The organism is Streptomyces sp. NBC_01465 (assembly GCF_036227325.1).
GTDB lineage: Bacteria > Actinomycetota > Actinomycetes > Streptomycetales > Streptomycetaceae > Streptomyces.
Map to the genome: position 1 here is coordinate 493,347 of NZ_CP109467.1, position 21,081 is coordinate 514,427.

The following is a 21,081-nucleotide window of genomic DNA, read 5'->3' on the forward strand; positions in this document are numbered from 1 at the left end:
ATGGAGATCACCCGCAGAAGCCTGCTGTCCGCCGTGCCGGCCGCCGGCCTTCTGGCCGTCCTGCCCGCACCCGAGGCACGCGCCGCCGACGGGGGACGCCTGCTGGCCAACACCGTGGGCATCCTCGCCGGGACCACGGAGTCCAACTCCCGCCCGGAGACGGCAGCAAAGCTGGCCGCGATCGACAAGACCGCGCGGGCCAATCTGAAGTCGATGGACGCGGCAGGCGCGGGCGAACTCTTCGCCGGTCTGGTGCTCGGCACCGACGAGTCCCAGCTCAACACCGCTTTCCGTCGGCTGTACGAGATCGCCCTCGCCACCCGCACACCGAACCCGGGTGCCCCCTCCGACCTGTACGAGAACAGCACCGTGCAGCGCCGGGTGACCGACGGTCTCCTCTGGCTGCACGCGCACTACTACGGCGACCAGTCGAAGGGCTACTACGGCAACTGGTTCTACTGGGAGATAGGCCTCTCCCAGTACATCAGCAAGACCCTGGTCCTCCTCGCCGACCGCGTACAGGCCGACGCCCCAGGGCTCGTCACCACCTATGTCGCCTCGATGGACGCCTACCTGCGCAACGGCACCGCCGGGGACGTCAACCTGGACTCCCGCTTCCACACCGGCGCCAACCTCGCCGACATCACCACGAACCGCCTCCTGCAGGGCGCGCTCCTCAGCGACGACGCCCGCATCCGCAAGGCCCTCGCCGACCAGCTGACCGTCTTCGCCACCGTCGATCCGTACCGCCTCAACCACGGTGTCACGGACGGCTATTACGCGGACGGCTCCTTCATCCAGCACGCCTCCGTCGCGTACACGGGATCGTACGGAAAAGGCCTCCTCACCCGTGTCGTCCAGACGCTCAAGATCCTCGACGGGACGGATCTCGCGGACGCGGGGACGCTGGTGCCGACCGTGCAGGGCTGGGTGCGGAACGGTTTCGCCCCGCTCATCTTCGAGGGCTGGATGATGGAGGTCGTCAAGGGCCGGGCGGTGTCCCGTCCCGACACCGGCTACACCGATGTCGCCGTGGTCGTCGAGGCGGTCGTCGATCTCTCCTCGCTCTCGAGCGGCGCCGACGCCACCGCCCTGAAGAGCTACGTGAAGCAGGTGCGCGCGACCTCGCGCGCCGCCCTGGACCCCACCGGTTTCGTCTCCCCGGTGAGCATCGTGCGGTACGCCGACATCCTCGCGGACCCCGCCGTCGAGCCCGCGGACCTCAACCCGGCCGCCCGCAGCGTCGCGTTCAACGCCATGGACCGGCATGTGCACCGCAGGCCGGGCTACGCCTTCGCGCTGGCCCGCAGTTCGGCGCGGATCAGCAAGTACGAGTACATGAGCGGCGAGAACCTCATGCCCTGGTTCCAGGGCGACGGGGCGCACTACCTCTATCTCTCCGGCCAGGACCAGACCCAGGCGTTCGGCGTCGACTACTTCACCACGGTCTCCCCGTACGGTCTGGCCGGTGTGACCGCACCGGTCGAGGAGCGACGGACCGTGCCGGAGCTCTACGGGACGCCGTACTACGACAACCCCGGGCACCCCCTGAACTTCACGTCCTCGTCGGAGTCCCAGAACACGTACGTCTATTTCCCGTGCGCCACCAACCGGCATTCGGGCGGCGCGGTTCTCGGCCCGTACGGCACGGCAGCGATGGTGCTGTCCGACGACGTTCCCTACCGCGACAAGCAGGCGGGGATCCTGCCGGACGACTTCGTCGTGTACCGCAACGCGACCGCCACGAAGTCGTGGTTCCTGCTCGACGAGGAGATCGTGGTGCTCGCCGCGGGTGTCGGCGGCCAGGCAGGGCGGGCCGTGACCACGACGGTCGACGCCCGTACCGCCGCGCCGGACGACGCGGTGACGCTCACCGGGATGCACCGCGACGGCCGCCTCTGGACCGGCACGGGCACCGGCGACCTGCACTGGCTGCGCTACGCCAACACCACACAGAGCACGGCGGTCGGCTATCTCTTCCTCGACACCCCGCAGGTGCGGGTCGCCCTGGAGAAGGTCACGCGCAGCCGCCGCGCGGTCCGTACGTCGAACCCGGACACCGCCGTCACCCGCACGGTGCTCGGCGTGACGGTGGACGGGGCAGCCGGAGCCCAACCGGCCTCCCTGGCCTATGCGTTGGTGCCGAACGCGGGCGAGGCCCAGCTGCGTTCCTACCGGCACGGACCGCTGCTGGTACTGGCCAACACCCCCTGCCTGCAGGCCGTCACGCACACCGGGCTCGGCCTCACCGCCGCCAACAGTTTCGCTCCGGGCCGCCACGAAGCAGCGGGCCTGCGGCTCGACGGACCGGCCTCGGTGATCGCGCGGCGCGGGCCCCGCGACCGGGTCACCGTCGCCGTGTCGGATCCGACCATGGAGCGGGACACGGTCACGGTCCTGATCCGCGGCCGGTCGCTGCGGAAGATCTCGGCGGACTCAGAGGTACGGGTGCGCCAGGTGCACGGCGGCACCCTGCTGGAGGTCGACACACGTCAGGCGTACGGCCGTAGCTTCACGGCCACCCTGGGTGGGCACTGACACAAAAAACGCCCGGTGGCGGCGCGAAGTACGCGCTGCCACCGGGCAGTTGGACGTCAGACCGCGGCGGGGGCGGCGTGCTCGGCCAGACGGCCGACGACCTCGGCGAGCGAGGTGGCGACCTCGCTGTCGTCGGCCGGGTGGGTGTCGGCGAAGCGCGTCACGGAGCCGGGGATCGACAGCTTGACGTCCTCGAGGACCTTGGCGCCTGCGACACCCGCGGCCTTGCGCGCGTCGTCCTGCGCCCATACGCCGCCGTACTGACCGAAGGCGGTGCCGACGACGGCGACCGGCTTGGCGGAGATCGCGCCGGCGCCGTAGGGGCGCGACAGCCAGTCGATGGCGTTCTTCAGGACGGCCGGCATCGTGCCGTTGTACTCGGGCGAGAACAGCAGGAAGGAGTCGGCCTGGCCGGCCGCCTCACGCAGACGGGCCGCGGCGGCGGGGACGCTGCCCTCGACGTCGATGTCCTCGTTGTAGAACGGGACGTCGGCGAGACCTTCGTAGAGCTCGATCGCGACGCCCTCGGGGGCGTGCTTCGCGGCGGCCTCGGCGAGCTGGCGGTTGTGGGAGCCGGCGCGGAGGCTGCCGACGAGAGCGAGGATGCGAACGGACATGGCGGACTCCAGATAAGTGCGTACGAAACTCAAGGGCAGGAACAACCGGACCGAGGTCCGTTTAAAGTTGTACCAGCTATCCGGACCGCGGTCCACTTATCTTCCGACAGAGCTATCCTGAAGCCATGACCGGTTCCGTCCCGCCTCTCTTCCCTCCGTCCGATGCACAGTACGGACCGGCCGACCTGACCCTGACCCCGGCCGGCGAGCCGCCCGCCCTGCGGGCCGACGCGGCACGCAACCGCACGCGCCTGCTGGAAGCGGCATCGGACCTGATGGGCGGCTGCGGAGCCACCGCGCTCACCATGGAGGCGGTGGCCGCGGCCGCCGGAGTGGGCAAGGGGACCGTCTTCCGGCGGTTCGGCGACCGCACCGGACTGCTCATCGCGCTGCTCGACCACCGCGAGCAGAAGCTCCAGGCCGCGTTCCTCTCCGGCCCTCCGCCCCTCGGCCCCGACGCTCCCGCCGCGGAACGGCTGCACGCCTTCGGCCCGGCCGTCATCCGCCACGAACGCGATCACCACGAACTGATCCTGGCCTCGCGCACCGATCCGCTGCGCAACTACGCGGTCCCGGCGGCCCGTCTGCGCCTCACACACATCACGATGCTGCTGCGGCAGACGAACACCGGGGGCGACACCGATCTCCTGGCGCACACACTGCTCGGGCATCTGGACACCGCGCTGATCCACCATCTGATCGTCGACCGGGGCATGTCGCTCGACCGGATCGAGGCCGGGTGGCACGACCTGGTCACGCGACTGACCGCGGGACCGCCGGCCTAGCGCTCGTACGCGTAGAACCCCTGCCCGGACTTCCGCCCGAGCGCGCCTGCGGCGACCATGCGGCGCAGGAGCGGCGGCGGCGCGTAGAGCGGCTCCTTGAATTCCTCGTACATCGACTCCGCGATCGACTGCGCCGTGTCGAGCCCGATCAGATCGAGGAGACGCAGCGGCCCCATGGGGTGGGCGCAGCCGAGCACCATTCCGTTGTCGATGTCCTCGGCGGAGGCGACGCCGGACTCCAGCATCCTCACGGCGGACACGAGGTACGGGACGAGCAGGGCGTTGACGACGAAGCCCGCCCGGTCCCTGGCGCGTACGACGGTCTTTCCCAGAACGCCCTGCGCGAAGGCCGTCACCCTGTCGGTCACGTCCGGGGCGGTGAGCTGGGTCGGGATGACCTCGACGAGCCGCTGAACGGGGACGGGGTTGAAGAAGTGCACGCCGACGACCTGTTGGGGCCGCGAGGTGACGGCAGCGAGGTCGATGATGGGGATCGACGAGGTGTTCGACGCGATGACCGCGTCCCCGCCTGCCAGGACGCTGTCGAGCTCCTTGAAGACGGCCGTCTTCACGTCGGGCTGTTCCGCGACCGCCTCGACGACGAGGTCACGGTCGGCGAAGTCCGCGAGTTCGGTGGTGAACGACAGCCTGCCGAGGGCCTGTTCGCGCTCGGCCTCGGTCACCTTCCCGCTGCGCACGCCGCGTTCGAGCGATGCGGCGATACGGGACCTGCCCGCGGCGAGGGCTTCGGTGCCGCGCTCGGCGACCATGACGTCGAGGCCCGCGCGGGCGCAGACCTCCGCTATGCCGGATCCCATCAGGCCACAGCCGACGACGCCGACTCTGCTGAACTCACGCATCGTTGCGTGTCCTCTCTCGCGGTTGCTCTCCAACCGCCCATAGAAATGCGCCCGGTTCAGTACCAGTCGACGCGTCCGGCCGTCTCGCAGAGCTCGAACACCACTTCGCCGGCCTCGGATGCTCCGTCGTTCACGGGGCGGACGCGGGCGCCGACCCACACCAAGTGCGGTGCCGCGCCCACGACTCGGCAGCGGAACATGAAGCCCTCGGGGAAGCGGATGAGGGATTCGTTGCGTGCCGCGCCCGTGTGCCGGTGCACGACGTTCGACCGCACGACGACACCGTGGCCGTCACTCCGCTCGGATTCGAGATCGCTCGATGCGCAGACAGGACAGAGCAGCCGCCTGAAGGAGGCGGTTCCGCACCATCGGCAGCGCTGAAAGACCAGACCGGTCTCCGTCTGCACCGCCGGTGCCGTGTCGATTCCTGTGCTGGACATACCGCGGCCCCCTGCGCTCGGATCGGGTGCGCCGCACCTTCATGTCAGCGCCTCCGCACCTTATGGCACTGAGTGCCGACACGTAAAGGTACTGAGTGCCAATTACTCTTCACCGAGGGCCGACTCGATCCGCTGCACGACGCGCCACATCGGGGCGCCCCTCTTCGCGACCATCACGATGACCTCGCCCTCGTCGGCCGCTGCGGCGACTGCCGGACTCCCGCTCCCCCATGTGTCCCGTACGAGCCCGAACGCATGGTCCACGGCCGCCTCGGCGTCGCCTTCGCCACCCGAACGCAGCCAGGTCCGCAGGCCGTTGTTGTGCGCTGCCACTACGGATGCGGCGATGACCTCGGCGCGCAGCGCACCGCCCTGTTCGCCCTCGCCGCGCCTCTCCAGATATCCGGAGAGGGTCCGCTCGTAGCGGCGGACCACGGAGAGTTCGTAGGTACGGAGTCCGGGCACCTCCCGCGTAAGGCGATAGCGCTGTACGGAGAACTCGGGGTTCGCGGCGTACATGCGCGTCACGATCATGGTCGCGTCGCACACGGCGTCCACGGGGTCGGGGACTTCGGCGGACTCCAGGAAGGCGGTCATGTCGGCGAGGCAGCGCTCGTGGTCCGGGAAGACCGCGTCCTCCTTCGACGGGAAGTAACGGAAGAACGACCTGCGCCCGACCCCGGCCCGGGAGACGATGTCGTCCACGGTGGTCCGCTCGAAGCCCCGCTCGAGAAAGAGTTCGAACGCCGCCTCGGCAAGCACGTCTCGCATGGGTGCCTTCTTGGCCGGTCTGCGTGCGTCAGTCATGCGGGGAACGTAACACCGGAGAGCCCTTCGCGGCACTACGTACCTTTACAGAGGGTACTCAGTGCCATAATCTCGACCCATAACCGCCATCTGGACAGGTAGGAGAGCCGGCGTGAGCTTGAGGATCGTTGTCTGTGTGAAGTATGTGCCCGACGCCACCGGCGACCGGCATTTCGCCGATGACCTGACGGTCGACCGTGACGATGTGGATGGTCTGCTGTCGGAGCTCGACGAGTACGCCGTCGAGCAGGCGCTGCAGATCGCTGATGAGGCGGACGACGCGGAGATCACCGTGCTGACGGTCGGTGGCGAGGACGCGAAGGACGCGCTGCGCAAGGCGCTGTCGATGGGCGCGGACAAGGCCGTTCACGTCGAGGACGACGATCTGCACGGTTCCGATGTGATGGCCACCTCGCTGGTGCTGGCGAAGGCCGTGGAGAAGACCGGCTACGACCTGGTGATCTGCGGGATGGCGTCCACCGACGGGACGATGGGTGTGCTGCCGGCGATCCTCGCCGAGCGCCTGGGTGTTCCGCAGGTCACGCTGCTCTCCGAGGTCAAGGTCGAGGACGGTGTGGTCACCGGCCGCCGCGACGGCGACAGCGCGAGCGAGCAGCTCCAGGCCTCCCTGCCCGCCCTGGTGTCGGTGACGGACCAGTCCGGTGAGGCCAGGTACCCGTCGTTCAAGGGGATCATGGCGGCGAAGAAGAAGCCGGTGGAGTCCCTGGACCTGGAAGACCTCGACATCGACGCCGAACTGGTCGGCCTGGCCGGTTCCTGGAGCGCGGTCGACTCCGCGACCCAGCGTCCAGCGCGCACGGCGGGCACGATCGTCAAGGACGAGGGCGAGGGCGGCAAGCAGCTCGCCGAGTTCCTCGCGAGCCAGAAGTTCATCTAAAGGCTCCCCCGCCGCCTTCACCCCCTTCTTCTCTTCTGCTGGAGATCACTGTCATGGCTGAAGTTCTCGTCTACGTCGATCACGTGGATGGTGCCGTCCGCAAGCCCACCCTCGAACTCCTCACCCTGGCCCGCCGCCTCGGCGACCCGGTCGCCCTCGCCCTGGGCGCCGGCGCCGAGAACACCGCCGCCGTGCTGGCCGAGCACGGCGCGGTCAAGGTCCTCACCTCGGACGCCCCCGAGTACGCCGAGTACTTGGTCGTCCCGAAGGTCGACGCCCTCCAGGCCGCCCACCAGGCGGTGTCCCCGGTGGCGGTGCTGGTGCCGTCCTCGGCGGAGGGCAAGGAGATCGCCGCCCGCCTCGCGGTCCGCATCGAGTCGGGGATCATCACCGACGCCGTCGACCTCGAAGCAGGCGACGAGGGTCCGGTCGCCACCCAGGCGGCGTTCGCCGCGTCCTTCACCACCAAGTCCCGTATCACCAAGGGCACCCCGGTCATCACCGTCAAGCCCAACTCGGCTCCGGTCGAGGCGTCCCCCGCCGCCGGTGCGGTGGAAGCCCTCGCGGTGTCCTTCTCGGACGCGGCTTCGGGCACGAAGGTCCTCTCCCGCACCCCGCGCGAGTCGACCGGGCGCCCGGAGCTGACCGAGGCCGCGATTGTCGTCTCGGGCGGGCGCGGCGTGAACGGCGCGGAGAACTTCCACCTCATCGAGGCCCTCGCCGACTCACTGGGAGCCGCCGTCGGCGCCTCCCGCGCCGCCGTCGACGCCGGCTGGTACCCGCACTCCAACCAGGTCGGCCAGACCGGCAAGAGCGTCTCCCCGCAGCTCTACATCGCCAACGGCATCTCCGGCGCCATCCAGCACCGCGCCGGCATGCAGACCTCCAAGACCATCGTCGCCGTCAACAAGGACGCCGAAGCCCCCATCTTCGACCTCGTCGACTACGGCATCGTCGGCGACCTCTTCCAGGTCGTCCCCCAGCTCACCGACGAAGTGAACACCCGCAAGGGCTGAGTCTCTTCACCGCACCTCCTGCGCGGCGCGCCGGTCCTCCCCAGGGCCGGCGCGCCGCTTGCGTTCACCTGTTCGGCCCTCTCGCATCGCAGCTCAGCGCCCGGCACACCAGGCTCTAGCGCAAGCGCAGACGAACAGGAGGGGTTGGCATGGCCGGCATATCCAAGGGTGCGACGCCCGCGACCGCCACCGCGAACCGCGAGGCTCTCTCTCGGTACGACATGGACGACCGTCAGGACTTCGCCGACAGTGACCGCGGCTTCATCGCCGCGTTCCCGGACAAGCTGTACAGCGCAGACGGCCGGGTCATCTTCGACGCCTCCCGTTACGACTACATCTCCGACGACGCCCCCGCGCCGGACACCGTGAATCCGAGCCTCTGGCGGCAGTCCCAGCTGATCCGCAAGGGCGGGCTGTACAAGGTCGTCGACGGTGTCTACCAGGTCCGCAACAACGACATCGCCAACCTCACGGTCATCGAGGGCGACAGCGGTCTCGTGGTGGTCGACTGCTCCGCCTCGGTGGAAGCCGCGACCCAGGGCATGGCCATGATCCGCGAGCACATCAGCGACAAGCCCGTCGCCGCCGTGATCTACACGCACACCCACGTCGACCACTACGGCGGGGTCAAGGGCGTCGTGAGCGTGGAGGACGTGGCATCGGGCAAGGTCCCGATCATCGCGCCCGGCACCGTCGCCTCGTTCGACAAGCACGCGATCGGCGAGAACGTGATCGCGGGCAATGCGATGTCCCGCCGGGCCGGGTACGCGTTCAACAGTCTGCTCGACCACAAGGCGACGGGCTGCGTCACCTGCGGGATCGGGATCGGCACCGTCCCGGGCGCGACCATCTCGTACATCTCCCCCACCGACGGGATCACCGAGACCGGGACCAAGCGCGACCTGGGCGGCCTCGAGTTCGAGTTCCTGTACGCCCCGGACACCGAGGCGCCCGAGGAGATGCACATCTGGACGCCGCAGCTCGGTGCGCTGACCTGCGCGGAGAACGCGAATCACTCCCTGCACAACATCCAGACCCTGCGCGGAGCCCGTACCCGCGACGCCCGCAACTTCGCCCGCTACCTCGACGAGACCCTTGAGCGGTGGGGCGACGACGTGCAGGTGCACTACGGCCCGCACACCTGGCCCGTGTGGGAGAACGGCGCCGTGACCGCGTTCCTGGAGTCCCAGCGCGACACGTACAAGTACATCCACGACCAGGCGCTACGGCTTGCGAACAAGGGCTATACGCCCCTGGAGGCGGCCGAAGTGATCGAGCTGCCCGAGGAGTTGGGCCGCAAGTGGTTCAACCGCGGCTACCACGGCACGCTGCACCACGACGTCCGCGCCGTGTTCACCAAGGAACTCGGCATGTGGGACGGCGACCCGGTCTCGCTCCACCCGCACCCGCCCGTCGAAGCCGCCCGGCGCTTCGTCGACCTGATCGGCGCCGAGAAGATCATCGCTGAGGGGCAGCGGGCCTTCGACGCGGCCGACTACCGCTGGGCGGCCCAGATCCTGCACGCCCTGGTCTTCGCCCAGCCCGAGAACGAGGCGGCCCGCAATCTGCAGGCCGACGCGTACGAGCAGATGGGCTACCAGGCCGAGGGCCCGCAGTGGCGAGGCGTCTTCCTCACCGCCGCCAAGGAGTTGCGCGAGGGCGTCCAGCCCGCGGCGTTCGCCACCGCCAGCCCGGACACCATCCTGGCCATGCCGGTCGACATCCTCTTCGACTTCGCCGCCGTGCACCTGATCGGCGACAAAGCTGCGGAGGCCGACCTGCGGATCGACTTCCGGTTCACCGAGACCGACGAGACGTGGACGATGTGGGTCCGCCGGGGCGTCCTCAACGCCCGCCGCGGCGCCTCCGCCGACACCACGCTCACCGTCACCGGTTCCAAGGCCGCCCTCGTGGGCGTCCTGCTGAAACCCGCATCGGCGGGACAGCTCGCCGAGGCCGGAAAGATCAAGCTCGACGGCGACGACGGCGCCCTGCGGACACTCGCCGGACTCCTCGACGAGTTCGACCCCGACTTCAACATCGTCACCCCCTGAGAACGGCACCGAGGAGCTCACCGTGGACGACTACCCGCTGCTCAACCTCTTCTGGACCATGCTGTGGTTCTTCCTCTGGATCATGTGGCTGTTCCTCCTGTTCAAGGTGATCGGCGACATCTTCCGCAGCCATGACATCAGTGGCTGGGGCAAGGCAGGCTGGCTGATCCTGGCGCTGCTGCTGCCGTACCTCGGCGTGCTCATCTACGTGATCGTGCGCGGCAGGTCGATGGGCGAGCGGGACATCAAGCAGGCCGAGGCCCAACAGGCGGCGTTCAAGGAGTACGTACGCAAGGCCGCCGCACCGGACGGTGAGGGCGCCCCCGCGTCGTCGAGCGTGGACGAGCTCTCCAAGCTCGCCGACCTCAAGGCGAAGGGCGTGCTCAGCGACGAGGAGTTCCAGCAGGCGAAGGCCAAGTTCCTGGCCTGAGAGCCGAGTTGCACGACGACGGCCGGGCCCCGCTCCATTGCGGGGTCCGGCCGTCGGGCATGAGGGGGTGGTGCGGCTCAGGCGATGTCGATGATCGTGCGCAGCGCCTCGCCGGTGTGCATCTGACGGATCGCCTCGTTGATGTCCGTGAGCGGGACGTGGTGCGTGATCATCGACTCCAGGTCGATGCGGCCCGCCCGCCAGAGGTCGATGATCGTGGCGTACGTACGGCGGATGTCGGTGCCGCCGTAGAAGGACGGCAGGATCGCCTTCTCGTTGAGGACGAGCTCGGCCATGCTGATGTCGGTCATGTCCGTACGGGAGCCCGCGCCGACCAGGCAGACGGTGCCGCCCAGGCGGGTTGCGTCGTACGCGGCGCGCAGGGTGACGGCCTTGCCCACGGCCTCGAAGGCGTAGTCGACGCCGAAGCCGCCGGTGATGCTCTTGACGGTCGCTGCCAGGTCCTCCGGGGCCACCGCGTCGGTCGCGCCGAACTTCAGCGCCAGCTCGCGGCGGTTCTCGGTCGGGTCCACGGCGATGATGCGGGCGGCACCGGCGACCTTGGCGCCCTGCAGGATGCTGATGCCGACGCCGCCGAGGCCGATGACGACGACCGACGAACCGGGCTTCACCTTCGCGGTGTTGAGCGCCGCACCGATGCCGGTGGTGACTCCGCAGCCGATCAGGGCGGCGATGTCGTACGGGACGTCGTCGGGGATCGGGATCGCCGCGTACGCCGCGATGACGGTCTCCTCGGCGAAGGTGCCGGCGCCGAGCATGCCGGGGACGATCGTCTCGCCGTCCTTGAAGTTGGGGTTGGCGAGGTTGCGGTAGCCGCTGCGGCACATGTGGCCCTCTCCCGCCCGGCAGGAGGGGCACTTGTCGCAGGGCGGCATCCAGCAGACGATGACGCGGTCGCCGGGCTTGACGTGGGTGACGCCCTCGCCGACCTCTATGACCTCGCCCGCGCCCTCGTGGCCGGGGACGAACGGCGCGGGGTGCGAGAGCACACCGCTCATGCCGGACAGGTCGGAGTGGCACAGGCCGGCCTTGTGCATCTTGACGCGCACCCGGCCGGGGCCGAAGGAGACGGTTTCGACGTCCCGGACGTCCAGGGTCTCGTCGCCGGTCTTGTGCAGTACTGCTGCGTGCATCGCGTGCTCCTGTGGGGTGGTGGAGGTCAGGCCCTGGCCGGGGCCGGAAGGTTGACGGTCTTGTACTCGAAGTAGCCGGACAGGCCCTCGGGGCCGAACTCCCGGCCGATCCCGGAGTGCTTGTAGCCGCCGAAGGGTGCGGCCAGGTCGAGGCGGAAGCCGTTGACGGTGATCGTGCCGGTGCGGATCCTGCGGGCGACCTCGGTCGCGCGGCCGGTGTCGGCGCCGAACACGGCTCCGGACAGGCCGAAGTCGGAGTCGTTGGCGATCGCGACGGCCTCGTCCTCGGTGTCGTAGCGGATGAGGCAGACGACGGGGCCGAAGATCTCCTCGCGGGCGATGCGCATGTCGTTGGTGACATCGCCGAAGAGGGTGGGCTCGACGTACCAGCCGGTGGTCAGGGACTCGGGGACGCCGCCGCCGGTGAGGACCTTGGCGCCCTCTTCCTGGCCGATGCGGATGTAGTCGAGGTTCCGCTGCTGCTGGTTCCTGGTGACCATCGGGCCGACGACGGTCGTCGGGTCTGCGGGGTCGCCGACCTTGAGGGAGGCGAAGGCGCCGGTCAGTACGGCGGCCACCTCGTCGTAGCGGGAGGCCGGGACGAGGACGCGGGTGAGCGCGACGCAGGCCTGGCCGCTGTTGGCGGCGCAGGTGCCGCCGACGATCGCGGGGACCGCCACCGACAGGTCCGCGTCGTCGAGGAGGATCGCGGCGGACTTGCCGCCGAGCTCCAGGGAGACCCGGGTGAGGTTCTGCGCCGCGGCGGCCATGATCGCCTTGCCCGCGCCGACCGACCCTGTGAAGGCGACCTTGTCGATGCCGGGGTGCGCCACCAGGTACGCGCTGGTCTCGCGGTCGGCGGGCAGCACGCTCAACACCCCCTCGGGGAGGCCCGCTTCCGCGCAGAGGTCCGCGAGCCACAGGGCGTCGAGCGGGGTCTCGGGGGACGGCTTGAGGATGACGGTGCAGCCGGCGAGGAGCGCCGGGGCGAGCTTGCCCGCGATGGTGAGCTGGGGGATGTTCCACGGGGTGATCGCGGCGACGACACCGATCGGTTCGCGGCGTACGAGGACCGGCCCGCCCGTGCCCTGGCGCTCGTCCTCCTCCGTGAAGCGCGCGGCGGCCGCCAGGGCCGTCGCGAAGGCTCCGACGGCGGACAGGGCCTGGCCGCGGACGGAGAACAGCATCGGCGAGCCGTTCTGCAGGGTGACCAGTTCGGCCAGTTCCTGGTGGCGGGCGGCGAGGGCGTCCTTGATGCGGGTGACGACCTCGATGCGCTCGGCGAGTGGCAGTCGCGGCCAGGGGCCGTTGTCGAACGCCTCCCGGGCGGCGGCGACCGCCTTGTCCACGTCCGCGGGCGTGGCGTGCGGCACGCGCCCCACCACCTGCTCGGTGACCGGCGAGACGATGTCGATGGTGTCGGGGCCCGTGGGCTCGACCCACTGTCCGCCGATGAAGAGCGTGCGGCGCTCCACGATGTCGGTCATGTGATGGACCCTCCAGAAGTGAACTGGCACTCTGCCTCATGCGCGCATGGAGACTGTAAATACCTGGCCAAGTAGTCAGAAAGTTAATCCACGCTAACGTCGATGTCCAGGCTTCTACCCTAGACAGCGTGGTTATCGAAGATTAACTTAGGCGCCGTTCGGTGCGTGTGCCGAACAGGCGAGGAAGGATCCGTGACCGTGCGTCGCAGCGTGTTCACCAAGGACCATGAGGCATTCCGGAAGACCCTCCGCGAGTTCATCGCCGGCGAGGTCGTCCCCCACTACGCCGACTGGGAGCAGCAGGGCCACGTCCCGCGCGAGCTGTACCGCAGGCTCGGCGAGCTCGGTGTCTTCGGCATCAACGTGCCCGAGGAGTACGGCGGGGCGGGCGTCACGGACTTCACATATCTGACGGTGCTGCGCGAGGAGTGCGGGCGCGCGGGCGTCACGTTCGGCGCGGAGTCGGTGCACACCTGCCTCGTGCTGCCCTATCTGCTGGAGTTCGGCAGCGAGGAGCAGAAGCGGCGCTGGCTGCCCGGTTTCCTCTCCGGCGAGATCATGACCGCGATCGCCATGACGGAGCCCGGCACCGGATCCGACCTGGCCGGCATCGCCACGCGCGCCCGGCTCTCCGACGACGGCACCCACTATGTGCTCAACGGCGCCAAGACGTTCATCACCGGCGGCGCGCAGGCGGATCTGATCCTGGTCGTCTGCCGCACCTCGCCGTACGACCCGGAGAACCGGCGCGCGGGCCTGTCGATCCTGTGCGTGGACACGACGTCCCCGGGCTTCGCCGTGGGACGCAAACTGGACAAGATCGGGCTCAAGGCGCAGGACACCGCCGAGTTGTCGTTCGGCGACGTCGAGGTTCCGGTGGCCAACCTGCTCGGCGAGGAGGGTGCCGCATTCACGTACCTCACGCACAACCTCGTCGTGGAGCGGCTCGGCGCGGCCATCGGCGCGTACGCGAACGCGGCCGGTGCGATCGGCTTCGCCACCGCGTACGTGAAGGAGCGTCAGGTCTTCGGCAAGCCGGTCGCCGCCTTCCAGAACACCAAGTTCGTGCTCGCCGAGTGCGCCGCCGAGGTCGAGGCCGCGCAGTCGATCGTGGACCGCGCGCTGCTCGAACACGCCGCGGGAGAGCTGACCGCCGCCGACGCCGCGAAGGCGAAACTGTTCTGCACCGAGGTCGCGGGCCGCGTGATCGACAAGTGCCTTCAGCTGCACGGTGGTTACGGCTACATGCTCGAATACCCGATCGCGCGCCTCTACGCGGACACCCGCGTCAACCGGATCTACGCCGGTACCAGCGAGGTCATGAAGACGATCATCGCCAAGGACCTCGGGCTCTGAGCCCGCCCTCTCCCCCGCACTCCCCCAGGAGGAACCCCCATGCGTGACGCCGTCATCGTCGACGCCGTACGTACCCCCGTCGGCAAGCGGGGCGGCTCGCTCTCGCGGCTGCACTCCGCCTCGCTCTCCGCCCATGTGCTCAACGCCCTGGTGGAGCGCACCGGCCTCGACCCGTCGCTCGTCGACGATGTGATCTGGGGCTGCGCCTCGGCGGTCGGTATGCAGGCCGGATGTGTGGGCCGCGCGTCCGTGCTGGCCGCCGGATGGCCCGAGTCCGTTCCCGGGCTGACCGTCGACCGCCAGTGCGGCTCCTCGCAGCAGGCCGTGCACCAGGCGGCGGCCGGTGTCGTCTCGGGCCAGTACGACATCGCCGTGGCCGGTGGCGTCGAGATCATGAGCACCCTCCCGCTCGGTACCACGCGCGGCGACGGCAGCTTCGGCGAGCCCTTCGGCCCGGACGTCTGGGCGCGCTACGACAACGTCCGCTTCAACCAGGGCACGGGCGCCCAGCTCATCGCCGACGAGTACGGCATCACCCGTACCGAGATGGACCAGCACGGCCTGGACTCCCACGCCCGCGCCGCCGCGGCCATCGACGAGGGCCGCTTCACGGGCCAGATCGCCCCGATCACGGTCACCGACGAGGACGGCACCACACGCGTCTTCGACACCGACGAGGGCGTGCGCCGAGGCTCCACCCTGGAGAAGCTGGCCGCGCTCAAGCCCGCCTTCCGCGAGGACGGCACCATCACCGCGGGCAACGCCTCGCAGGTCTCCGACGGCACCGGCGCCCTCCTCGTCACCACGAGCGAGATCGCCAGGGCGCACGGTTGGACGCCAATGGCCCGTATCCACACGGCAGTTGTCACCGGTACCGACCCGGTCACCATGCTCAAGGGCCCGATCCCCGCCACCGCCAAGGCACTGAAGAAGGCCGGTCTCTCGATCGGCGACATCGGCGCCTTCGAGATCAACGAGGCGTTCGCCTCCGTCTCGCTGGCCTGGCTGCGCGAGACCGGCGCCGACTACGCGAAGATGAACCCGCTCGGCGGCGCGATGGCCATCGGCCATCCGATCGGCGGCTCCGGCGCCCGCATCATGACGACCCTGGTGCACCACATGCGCGACAACGGCATCCGCTACGGCCTCCAGTCGATGTGCGAGGGCGGCGGCATGGCGAACGCCACCATCCTTGAACTCCTGTGACGACGGCCCCTGTTGCAGGCCAGGAATTCGCCGGATTCCTGAACCTGGAGCAACTGGACCGCGACCTCTTCCTCGGCTGGTGCCACGACGGCATGCCCTCCCGCGTCTTCGGCGGACAAGTGGCGGCCCAGGCGCTCGCAGCAGCCGGACGCACGGTGCCCGAGGGACGCGCCGTGCACTCACTGCACGGCTACTTCCTGCGGCCCGGCGACTCGGCGCGGCCCATCGAGTACGCCGTGGAGCGCGTGCGCGACGGCGGATCGTATGTGTCGCGCCGGGTGACGGCCCGGCAGGGACCGGACATCATCTTCACGCTCTCCTCCTCCTTCAAGAAGGCGGAAGAGGGCGGCGACCGGCAGTCGGCGATGCCGCCTACGCCCGCCCCGTGGACGCTCCCGGATCTGTACGAGCTCTGGGCCGGCAACAACCCCGAGGACTGCGAAGCGGCCGAGTTCCGCCGGGTCCTCGACATGCGGTACGTACCGGACGCGGCCGAGCCGAACACGCCGGGGACCACGGAACAGCGGCTGTGGATCCGCTCCAACGAGCCGTTGCCGGACGACCCGATGCTGCACAGCGCCGCTCTCGCGTACGCCTCCGATCTCTTCCTCGCTCCGGCCGCCGCACTGTCGGTCGAACAACCCCGGATGCTGCGCGAGGAGCCCGCGTCGGTCTTCCTCACCTCGCTCGACCACGCGGTCTGGTACCACCGTCCGTTCCGCGCCGACGAGTGGATGCTGTTCGCCCAGCGCAGTCCCACCGCGGGCGACGGCCGCGGCCTCGCCTTCGCCGACGTATGGAGCCACGACGGCAGACTGATCGCCCATGTCGTGCAGGAGACCGTCGTGCGGCCGGCGCGGGCGCGCCGCCCCTGAACATCCCCCTCCTTCCTCCCCCTCTCATCAAAGGAACCTTCATGTCCGATCTGGTCCTCACCTCGTTCGCGGACGGGGTCGCCGTCATCACCATCAACCGCCCCGAGGCCCGTAACGCGGTCAACCGGGCGGTGGCGGACGCCGTCGCCACGGCCGTCGACGAGCTGGAGTCCCGCGACGATCTCGTCGTCGGTGTGATCACCGGCGCGGGCGGCACCTTCTGCGCCGGCGCCGACCTCAAGGCCCTTGCCGCCGGGGAGCGTTCGGGCATACCCGGCCGCGGTTTCTGCGGCGTCACCGAGACCCCGCCCGCCAAGCCGCTCATCGCCGCGGTCGAGGGGTACGCGCTCGGCGGCGGTACGGAGCTGGCCCTGGCCTGCGACATGATCGTCGCCGCCCGGACCGCCCGGTTCGGCCTGCCGGAGACCAAGCGCGGGCTGATCGCGGCCGGCGGCGGACTGGTGCGGCTGCCGCGGAAGATCCCGTACAACATCGCCATGCAGTACGCACTCACCGGCGCCTTCCTCGGTGCCGAGCGCGCCCATGAGCTGGGCCTGGTCAACGAACTCACCGCGCAGGGAGGCGCGTTGGAGGGGGCGCTGACCCTCGCCCAGGAGATCGCAGCCAACGGCCCTCTGGCCGTGCGCGCCAGCAAGGGCATCGTGGTCGACTCCGCGGACTGGGCGGCCGACGAGGCGTGGGACCGCAATCGCGCCGCGTGCGCCCCGGTGTTCGCATCGGCCGACGCCAAGGAGGGCGCGCTGGCGTTCACCGAGAAGCGGGCCCCTGTGTGGGGCGGCCGCTGACGGCTCCGCAGCCGCGCCTCACCCCCCGGTGCGACCCGTCGCCGAGCTCCACGGCACCGGGGTGATCCACAGCTACAGTCCCGAGGCACCGCCCGGGCATGTCCGAACGAAGGAGTTCCGCCATGACCACCACCTGGCCCCACGGCCTGCCCCGCACCCTCGACTACCCTGGAGGCACCGTCGCGGACCTGCTCGCCGGCTCCGCGCATGCCTATGGCGACCGTGCGGCGCTGACCGACGGCGACGAGAGCCTGACGTACGCGGAGCTCTACGAACGGTCCCTGCGGGTCGCCCAGGGGCTGCGCGAACAGGGCATTGCCCCGGGTGATGCCGTCGCCGTGCACATGCCCAACTCGATCTGGTTCACCGTCGCCTACTACGGCATCCTCTTCGCCGGGGCGTCCGTGGTGCCGGTCAATCCCACGCAGCCCCCGCTCGCCCTGCGCCGCCAGCTGGACGACTCCGGCGCGGTCGCGGTCTTCACCCACCCCGCGGTCGCGGCGCCGCTGGCCCAGGCCGTCGGGGACTCGCCCACGGTCCGCCTCGTCTCCGTCGCCCCGGCGACCGTCGCGGCCCCGGCCCCTGCCGGGGACCCGGTTTCGTTCCCGGTCGCCACGGTCGCGTACGAGGACCTGCTGAAGGCCGGGGCCGCGCCGCCGACCGCGGTGGCCGGGGACGCGGTCGCGCACCTCGCCTTCACCGGGGGTACGACGGGCGTGCCCAAGGCCGTACGGGTGCTGCACCGCAACCTCCTCAAGAACGTGCTCCAGGTGGCGTGCTGGCGCAGCGCCGCCACCCCGCACACGGACGAGCGCGGCCGCATCACGCTGCGCCATGCGGCCGGGGCCCGGACCGAGCACCACATTCCGCTGGGCACCTCCGCCGGAATCTCCATCGCCCCGCTCTTCCACGGCATGGGCATGGTCAGCCAGAGCGTCTTCGCCGCCGCGGGGATCTCCATGGTGGTGTTCGGCCGGTTCGACGCGGTCAGGTACCTGGACACCATCGAGCGGCTGCGCGTCCACACCATCGCCGGCTCACCTGCTCTGTGCCATGCCGTCCTCGCCGTACCGGACGTGCGCAAGCGTGACCTGACGTGCGTACGGGTCGTCAGCAGCGGGTCCGCGCCCATCAACCCGGCCGTGGTCGAGGAACTCTCGGAGATCTTCCCGAACGCCGTCGTCAGTGACGGATACGGGCTGACCGAGGCCACCATGGGGGTCGCGATCAGCCCGCTGGACCGCTCGCTGCCGCGGCCCTCGGGCAGCACCGGCCTGGCGCTCTTCGACACCGAGATCCAGATCCGGGAGATGGACGGCGTCACCCCCCTGGCAGCGGGTGAGAAGGGCGAGGTCTGGGTCCGCGGTCCGCAGATCACGGACGGCTATCTCGGACACCCCGAACTCACCGCGGGGCAGTACGTCGACGGCTGGCTGCGCACCGGCGACCTCGGTACGTACGACGAGCAGGGCTGGCTCTCGCTGGTGGGCCGAGCAAAAGACATGCTCATCTACAAGGGGTACAACGTGTATCCGGGCCCGCTGGAGAACATCCTGCGCGAGCACCCGGCGGTCGCCCAGGCGTCCGTCGTGGGCCGGCCGCACCCCGAGCACGGCGAAATCCCGGTCGCCTTCGTCTCGTTGAAGACCGATGCGGACGAGCCGGCGAGTGCGGAAGAACTGATCGCGTACGTCGCCGAGCGCGTCGCCCCGTACCAGCGGGTGCGCGAGGTGGTGCTCGTGGACGAGCTGCCGCTCTCGGCGACGGGCAAGATCCTCAAGACGGAGCTCAGGCGGCGGGCGACGGGCGCCTGACGACGGTGGGCATACGGCTGCGCCCCCGTCACCAGAGGATGGTGACGGGGGCGCAGCCGTGTGCGGCCGTTACGGAAGGACGATCGGGAAGTTGCGCGCCGGGTTCTCCAGCAGCCCGTGGAAGGTGGCGAGCACACCGGCGTCGCCGTCCATCGTCACGGCCCCGGATCCGATGGCGTCCGTGAACGAGATCAGGTGCGCGAGGATCCGGTCGAACGTGGCCCGCTCCAGGTGCAGGGTCAGCTGTGGAGCCTCTCCGTCGGGTGCGTCGCCCTTCATCGGGGTGAGCACACCGTTGCCGACGAGGAGCGTCCACACCTCGTCGGTGTCGGTGAACTCCCAGCGCAGCAGCAGCCGGTGGGCCGCTGCGCGCGGGCCGTGCAGCCGTACGGCCATCGAGTCGAAGAGCTGTCCGGTGGTGAGCGCGGCCAGCATGTCCACGCTCTCGCCGCGCGGTGCGCCCTTGGCGCGCTTCTCCTGACCGGCCTCGCGCAGCTCCTTGGCACCGGTGAGGTAGATGTTGCGCCAGGTGCCGTTCTCCTGGGCGAAGCCCAGCCGCTCGTACGTGGCGATCTGCAGCTCTCGGGCCGCGAGGTGCTCCGGCTCGGCGAACAGGACGTGGTTGAGCAACTCGGCGGCCCAGCGCAGGTCTTCGGCCTCGAACGCCTCGCGGGCCGAGGCGACGGTGGCATCGGCGCCGCCGATCGCGGCGACGTACCGCTTCGCCTGCTCGACCGGCGGGTGCTGCCACAGGTGGGCGGGGTTTCCGTCGTACCAGCCCATGTAGCGCTGGTAGACCGCCTTCACGTTGTGGCTGATGGACCCGTAGTAGCCGCGCGTGTTCCAGGCCCGGCCCAGCTCGCCGGGGAAGGACTGGATCTCCTCGGCTATCTCGGGGCCGGTCAGGCCGCGGTTCATCAGCCGCACCGTCTGGTCGTGGAGATAGGCGTACGCGTCGCGCTGCTCGGTCAGCATGCGCATGACCTGCTCGCGGCCCCAGGTCGGCCAGTTGTGGGAGCCGATGAGCACATCGGTCTCCGGGAACAGCTGGATCGACTCGGTGATGTACGCCGCCCACGCATGGGCGTCGCGGACCTGTGCGCCGCGCAGGGTGAGGACGTTGTGCAGCGAGTGGTTGACGTTCTCGGCGATGAGGAGGACCCGGTGCTCGGGGAGATGGAAGTTCATCTCCGCGGGCGCCTCGGTGTCGGGGGTGAGCTGGAAGACCAGCCGGACGCCGTCCAGGACCAGTTCCTGCCCGGTGCGGACGATGTCCCGCGTCGGCGGGACCAGGCCCACGGTGCCGGTGGAAAGTGCCTGGCCCAGGCCGAAGCCGACCGAGGCCTCCGGGCCGACGGGCAGCGAGCGGCCGTACATGTAGACGGCGCGGCGGAGCATCGCGGGGCCGGCGAAGATGTTCTCGCTCACCGCGTGGTCCATGAACCCCTCGGGCGCGATCACCGCGCACTCGCCGGCCGCGACCGCCTCGGCGGTGGTGACGCCGAGGACACCGCCGAAGTGGTCGCCGTGGCTGTGCGTATAGATGACGGCCTTCACCGGGCGCTCGCCGCGGTTGCGGCGATAGAGCTGCAGCGCGGCGGCCGCGACCTCCTTGGAGGTGAGCGGGTCGACGACCACGACACCGCTCTCGCCCTCGACGATCGTCATGTTGGAGACGTCGAGTCCGCGGACCTGGTAGATGCCGGGCACGACCTCGAAGAGGCCCTGGGCGGTGTTGAGTCCGCTCTGCCGCCAGAGGCTGGGGTGGACGGTCTCGGGGCACTGGTCCTTGGTGAGGAAGTCCCAGCGGTCGTTGTCCCAGACGACCCGGCCCGCTTCGTTGCGTACGACACAGGGCTCGAGCCGGTCGATCAGGCCACGCGTGGCGTTGACCCGGTCTGTGGTGTCGTCCCAGTCGAGTTCGGGGAGGGAAGGCAT

The 21,081-nt window shown here is 69.9% G+C and carries 18 protein-coding genes; 11 read left to right on the forward strand and 7 right to left on the reverse strand.

The window, feature by feature from the left end; all coding sequences use genetic code 11:
* Positions 1-2,538: a polysaccharide lyase family 8 super-sandwich domain-containing protein gene (locus tag OG707_RS02145; protein WP_329113701.1), complete on the forward strand. Its 2,538-nt coding sequence runs from the start codon at positions 1-3 to the stop codon at positions 2,536-2,538.
* Between the two features lie 56 nt (positions 2,539-2,594).
* Here OG707_RS02145 and OG707_RS02150 read toward each other — a convergent pair whose 3' ends face one another.
* Positions 2,595-3,155, reverse strand: a complete 561-nt coding sequence (locus OG707_RS02150; RefSeq protein WP_329113702.1) for an NAD(P)H-dependent oxidoreductase — start codon at positions 3,153-3,155, stop codon at positions 2,595-2,597.
* A 125-nt stretch (positions 3,156-3,280) separates the two neighbouring features.
* Between OG707_RS02150 and OG707_RS02155 the strand changes: the two genes are divergently transcribed.
* On the forward strand, positions 3,281-3,940 hold the full coding sequence (locus OG707_RS02155) for a TetR/AcrR family transcriptional regulator (protein ID WP_329113704.1): 660 nt from the start codon (positions 3,281-3,283) through the stop codon (positions 3,938-3,940).
* Here OG707_RS02155 and OG707_RS02160 read toward each other — a convergent pair.
* From OG707_RS02160 to OG707_RS02170, 3 genes are all read right to left on the reverse strand, one after another.
* Positions 3,937-4,800, reverse strand: a complete 864-nt coding sequence (locus OG707_RS02160; RefSeq protein ID WP_329113706.1) for a 3-hydroxybutyryl-CoA dehydrogenase — start codon at positions 4,798-4,800, stop codon at positions 3,937-3,939. The genes OG707_RS02155 and OG707_RS02160 overlap by 4 nt on opposite strands.
* Positions 4,801-4,856: 56 nt before the next feature.
* On the reverse strand, positions 4,857-5,240 hold the full coding sequence (locus OG707_RS02165; RefSeq protein ID WP_329113708.1) for a Zn-ribbon domain-containing OB-fold protein: 384 nt from the start codon (positions 5,238-5,240) through the stop codon (positions 4,857-4,859).
* 102 nt (positions 5,241-5,342) lie between these two features.
* Complete coding sequence (locus OG707_RS02170; RefSeq protein WP_329113710.1) at positions 5,343-6,047, reverse strand: TetR family transcriptional regulator; 705 nt, start codon at positions 6,045-6,047, stop codon at positions 5,343-5,345.
* Positions 6,048-6,159: 112 nt separating this feature from the next.
* Between OG707_RS02170 and OG707_RS02175 the strand changes: the two genes are divergently transcribed.
* The 4 genes from OG707_RS02175 to OG707_RS02190 all read left to right on the forward strand — a co-directional run bounded on the left by OG707_RS02175 (position 6,160) and on the right by OG707_RS02190 (position 10,445).
* A complete protein-coding gene (locus OG707_RS02175) occupies positions 6,160-6,945 on the forward strand; it encodes an electron transfer flavoprotein subunit beta/FixA family protein (RefSeq protein ID WP_329113712.1) in 786 nt (261 codons plus the stop codon).
* Between the two features lie 53 nt (positions 6,946-6,998).
* Positions 6,999-7,961, forward strand: coding sequence for an electron transfer flavoprotein subunit alpha/FixB family protein (locus OG707_RS02180; protein ID WP_329113714.1), 963 nt, complete (start codon positions 6,999-7,001; stop codon positions 7,959-7,961).
* A 149-nt stretch (positions 7,962-8,110) separates the two neighbouring features.
* Positions 8,111-10,015: an alkyl/aryl-sulfatase gene (locus OG707_RS02185; RefSeq protein WP_329113716.1), complete on the forward strand. Its 1,905-nt coding sequence runs from the start codon at positions 8,111-8,113 to the stop codon at positions 10,013-10,015.
* Positions 10,016-10,037: 22 nt separating this feature from the next.
* Positions 10,038-10,445 (forward strand): SHOCT domain-containing protein, encoded by a 408-nt coding sequence (locus OG707_RS02190; RefSeq protein WP_329113718.1) that lies wholly within the window; start codon positions 10,038-10,040, stop codon positions 10,443-10,445.
* Positions 10,446-10,522: 77 nt separating this feature from the next.
* On the opposite strand, the gene OG707_RS02195 is transcribed toward OG707_RS02190, so the two are convergent.
* Positions 10,523-11,599: a zinc-binding dehydrogenase gene (locus tag OG707_RS02195; RefSeq protein ID WP_329113720.1), complete on the reverse strand. Its 1,077-nt coding sequence runs from the start codon at positions 11,597-11,599 to the stop codon at positions 10,523-10,525.
* Positions 11,600-11,625: 26 nt separating this feature from the next.
* Positions 11,626-13,086: an aldehyde dehydrogenase gene (locus OG707_RS02200; protein ID WP_329113722.1), complete on the reverse strand. Its 1,461-nt coding sequence runs from the start codon at positions 13,084-13,086 to the stop codon at positions 11,626-11,628.
* A gap of 198 nt (positions 13,087-13,284) precedes the next feature.
* Between OG707_RS02200 and OG707_RS02205 the strand changes: the two genes are divergently transcribed.
* The 5 genes from OG707_RS02205 (at position 13,285) to OG707_RS02225 (ending at position 19,143) form a co-directional block, all read left to right on the forward strand.
* The gene (locus OG707_RS02205) at positions 13,285-14,442 is read left to right on the forward strand and encodes an acyl-CoA dehydrogenase family protein (RefSeq protein ID WP_329113724.1); all 1,158 of its coding nucleotides are present in this window, start codon (positions 13,285-13,287) and stop codon (positions 14,440-14,442) included.
* 39 nt (positions 14,443-14,481) lie between these two features.
* Positions 14,482-15,648 carry a thiolase family protein gene (locus tag OG707_RS02210; protein ID WP_329113726.1) on the forward strand — a complete coding sequence of 389 codons (1,167 nt, stop codon included), beginning with the start codon at positions 14,482-14,484 and terminating at the stop codon, positions 15,646-15,648.
* Positions 15,645-16,523: an acyl-CoA thioesterase gene (locus OG707_RS02215; RefSeq protein ID WP_329113728.1), complete on the forward strand. Its 879-nt coding sequence runs from the start codon at positions 15,645-15,647 to the stop codon at positions 16,521-16,523. Before OG707_RS02210 ends, OG707_RS02215 begins: the two co-directional genes overlap by 4 nt.
* 41 nt (positions 16,524-16,564) lie before the next feature.
* Positions 16,565-17,329 carry a crotonase/enoyl-CoA hydratase family protein gene (locus tag OG707_RS02220; protein ID WP_329113730.1) on the forward strand — a complete coding sequence of 255 codons (765 nt, stop codon included), beginning with the start codon at positions 16,565-16,567 and terminating at the stop codon, positions 17,327-17,329.
* Between the two features lie 122 nt (positions 17,330-17,451).
* Positions 17,452-19,143: an AMP-binding protein gene (locus tag OG707_RS02225; RefSeq protein WP_329113732.1), complete on the forward strand. Its 1,692-nt coding sequence runs from the start codon at positions 17,452-17,454 to the stop codon at positions 19,141-19,143.
* A 69-nt stretch (positions 19,144-19,212) separates the two neighbouring features.
* Here OG707_RS02225 and OG707_RS02230 read toward each other — a convergent pair whose 3' ends face one another.
* A complete protein-coding gene (locus OG707_RS02230) occupies positions 19,213-21,081 on the reverse strand; it encodes an alkyl/aryl-sulfatase (RefSeq protein WP_329113734.1) in 1,869 nt (622 codons plus the stop codon).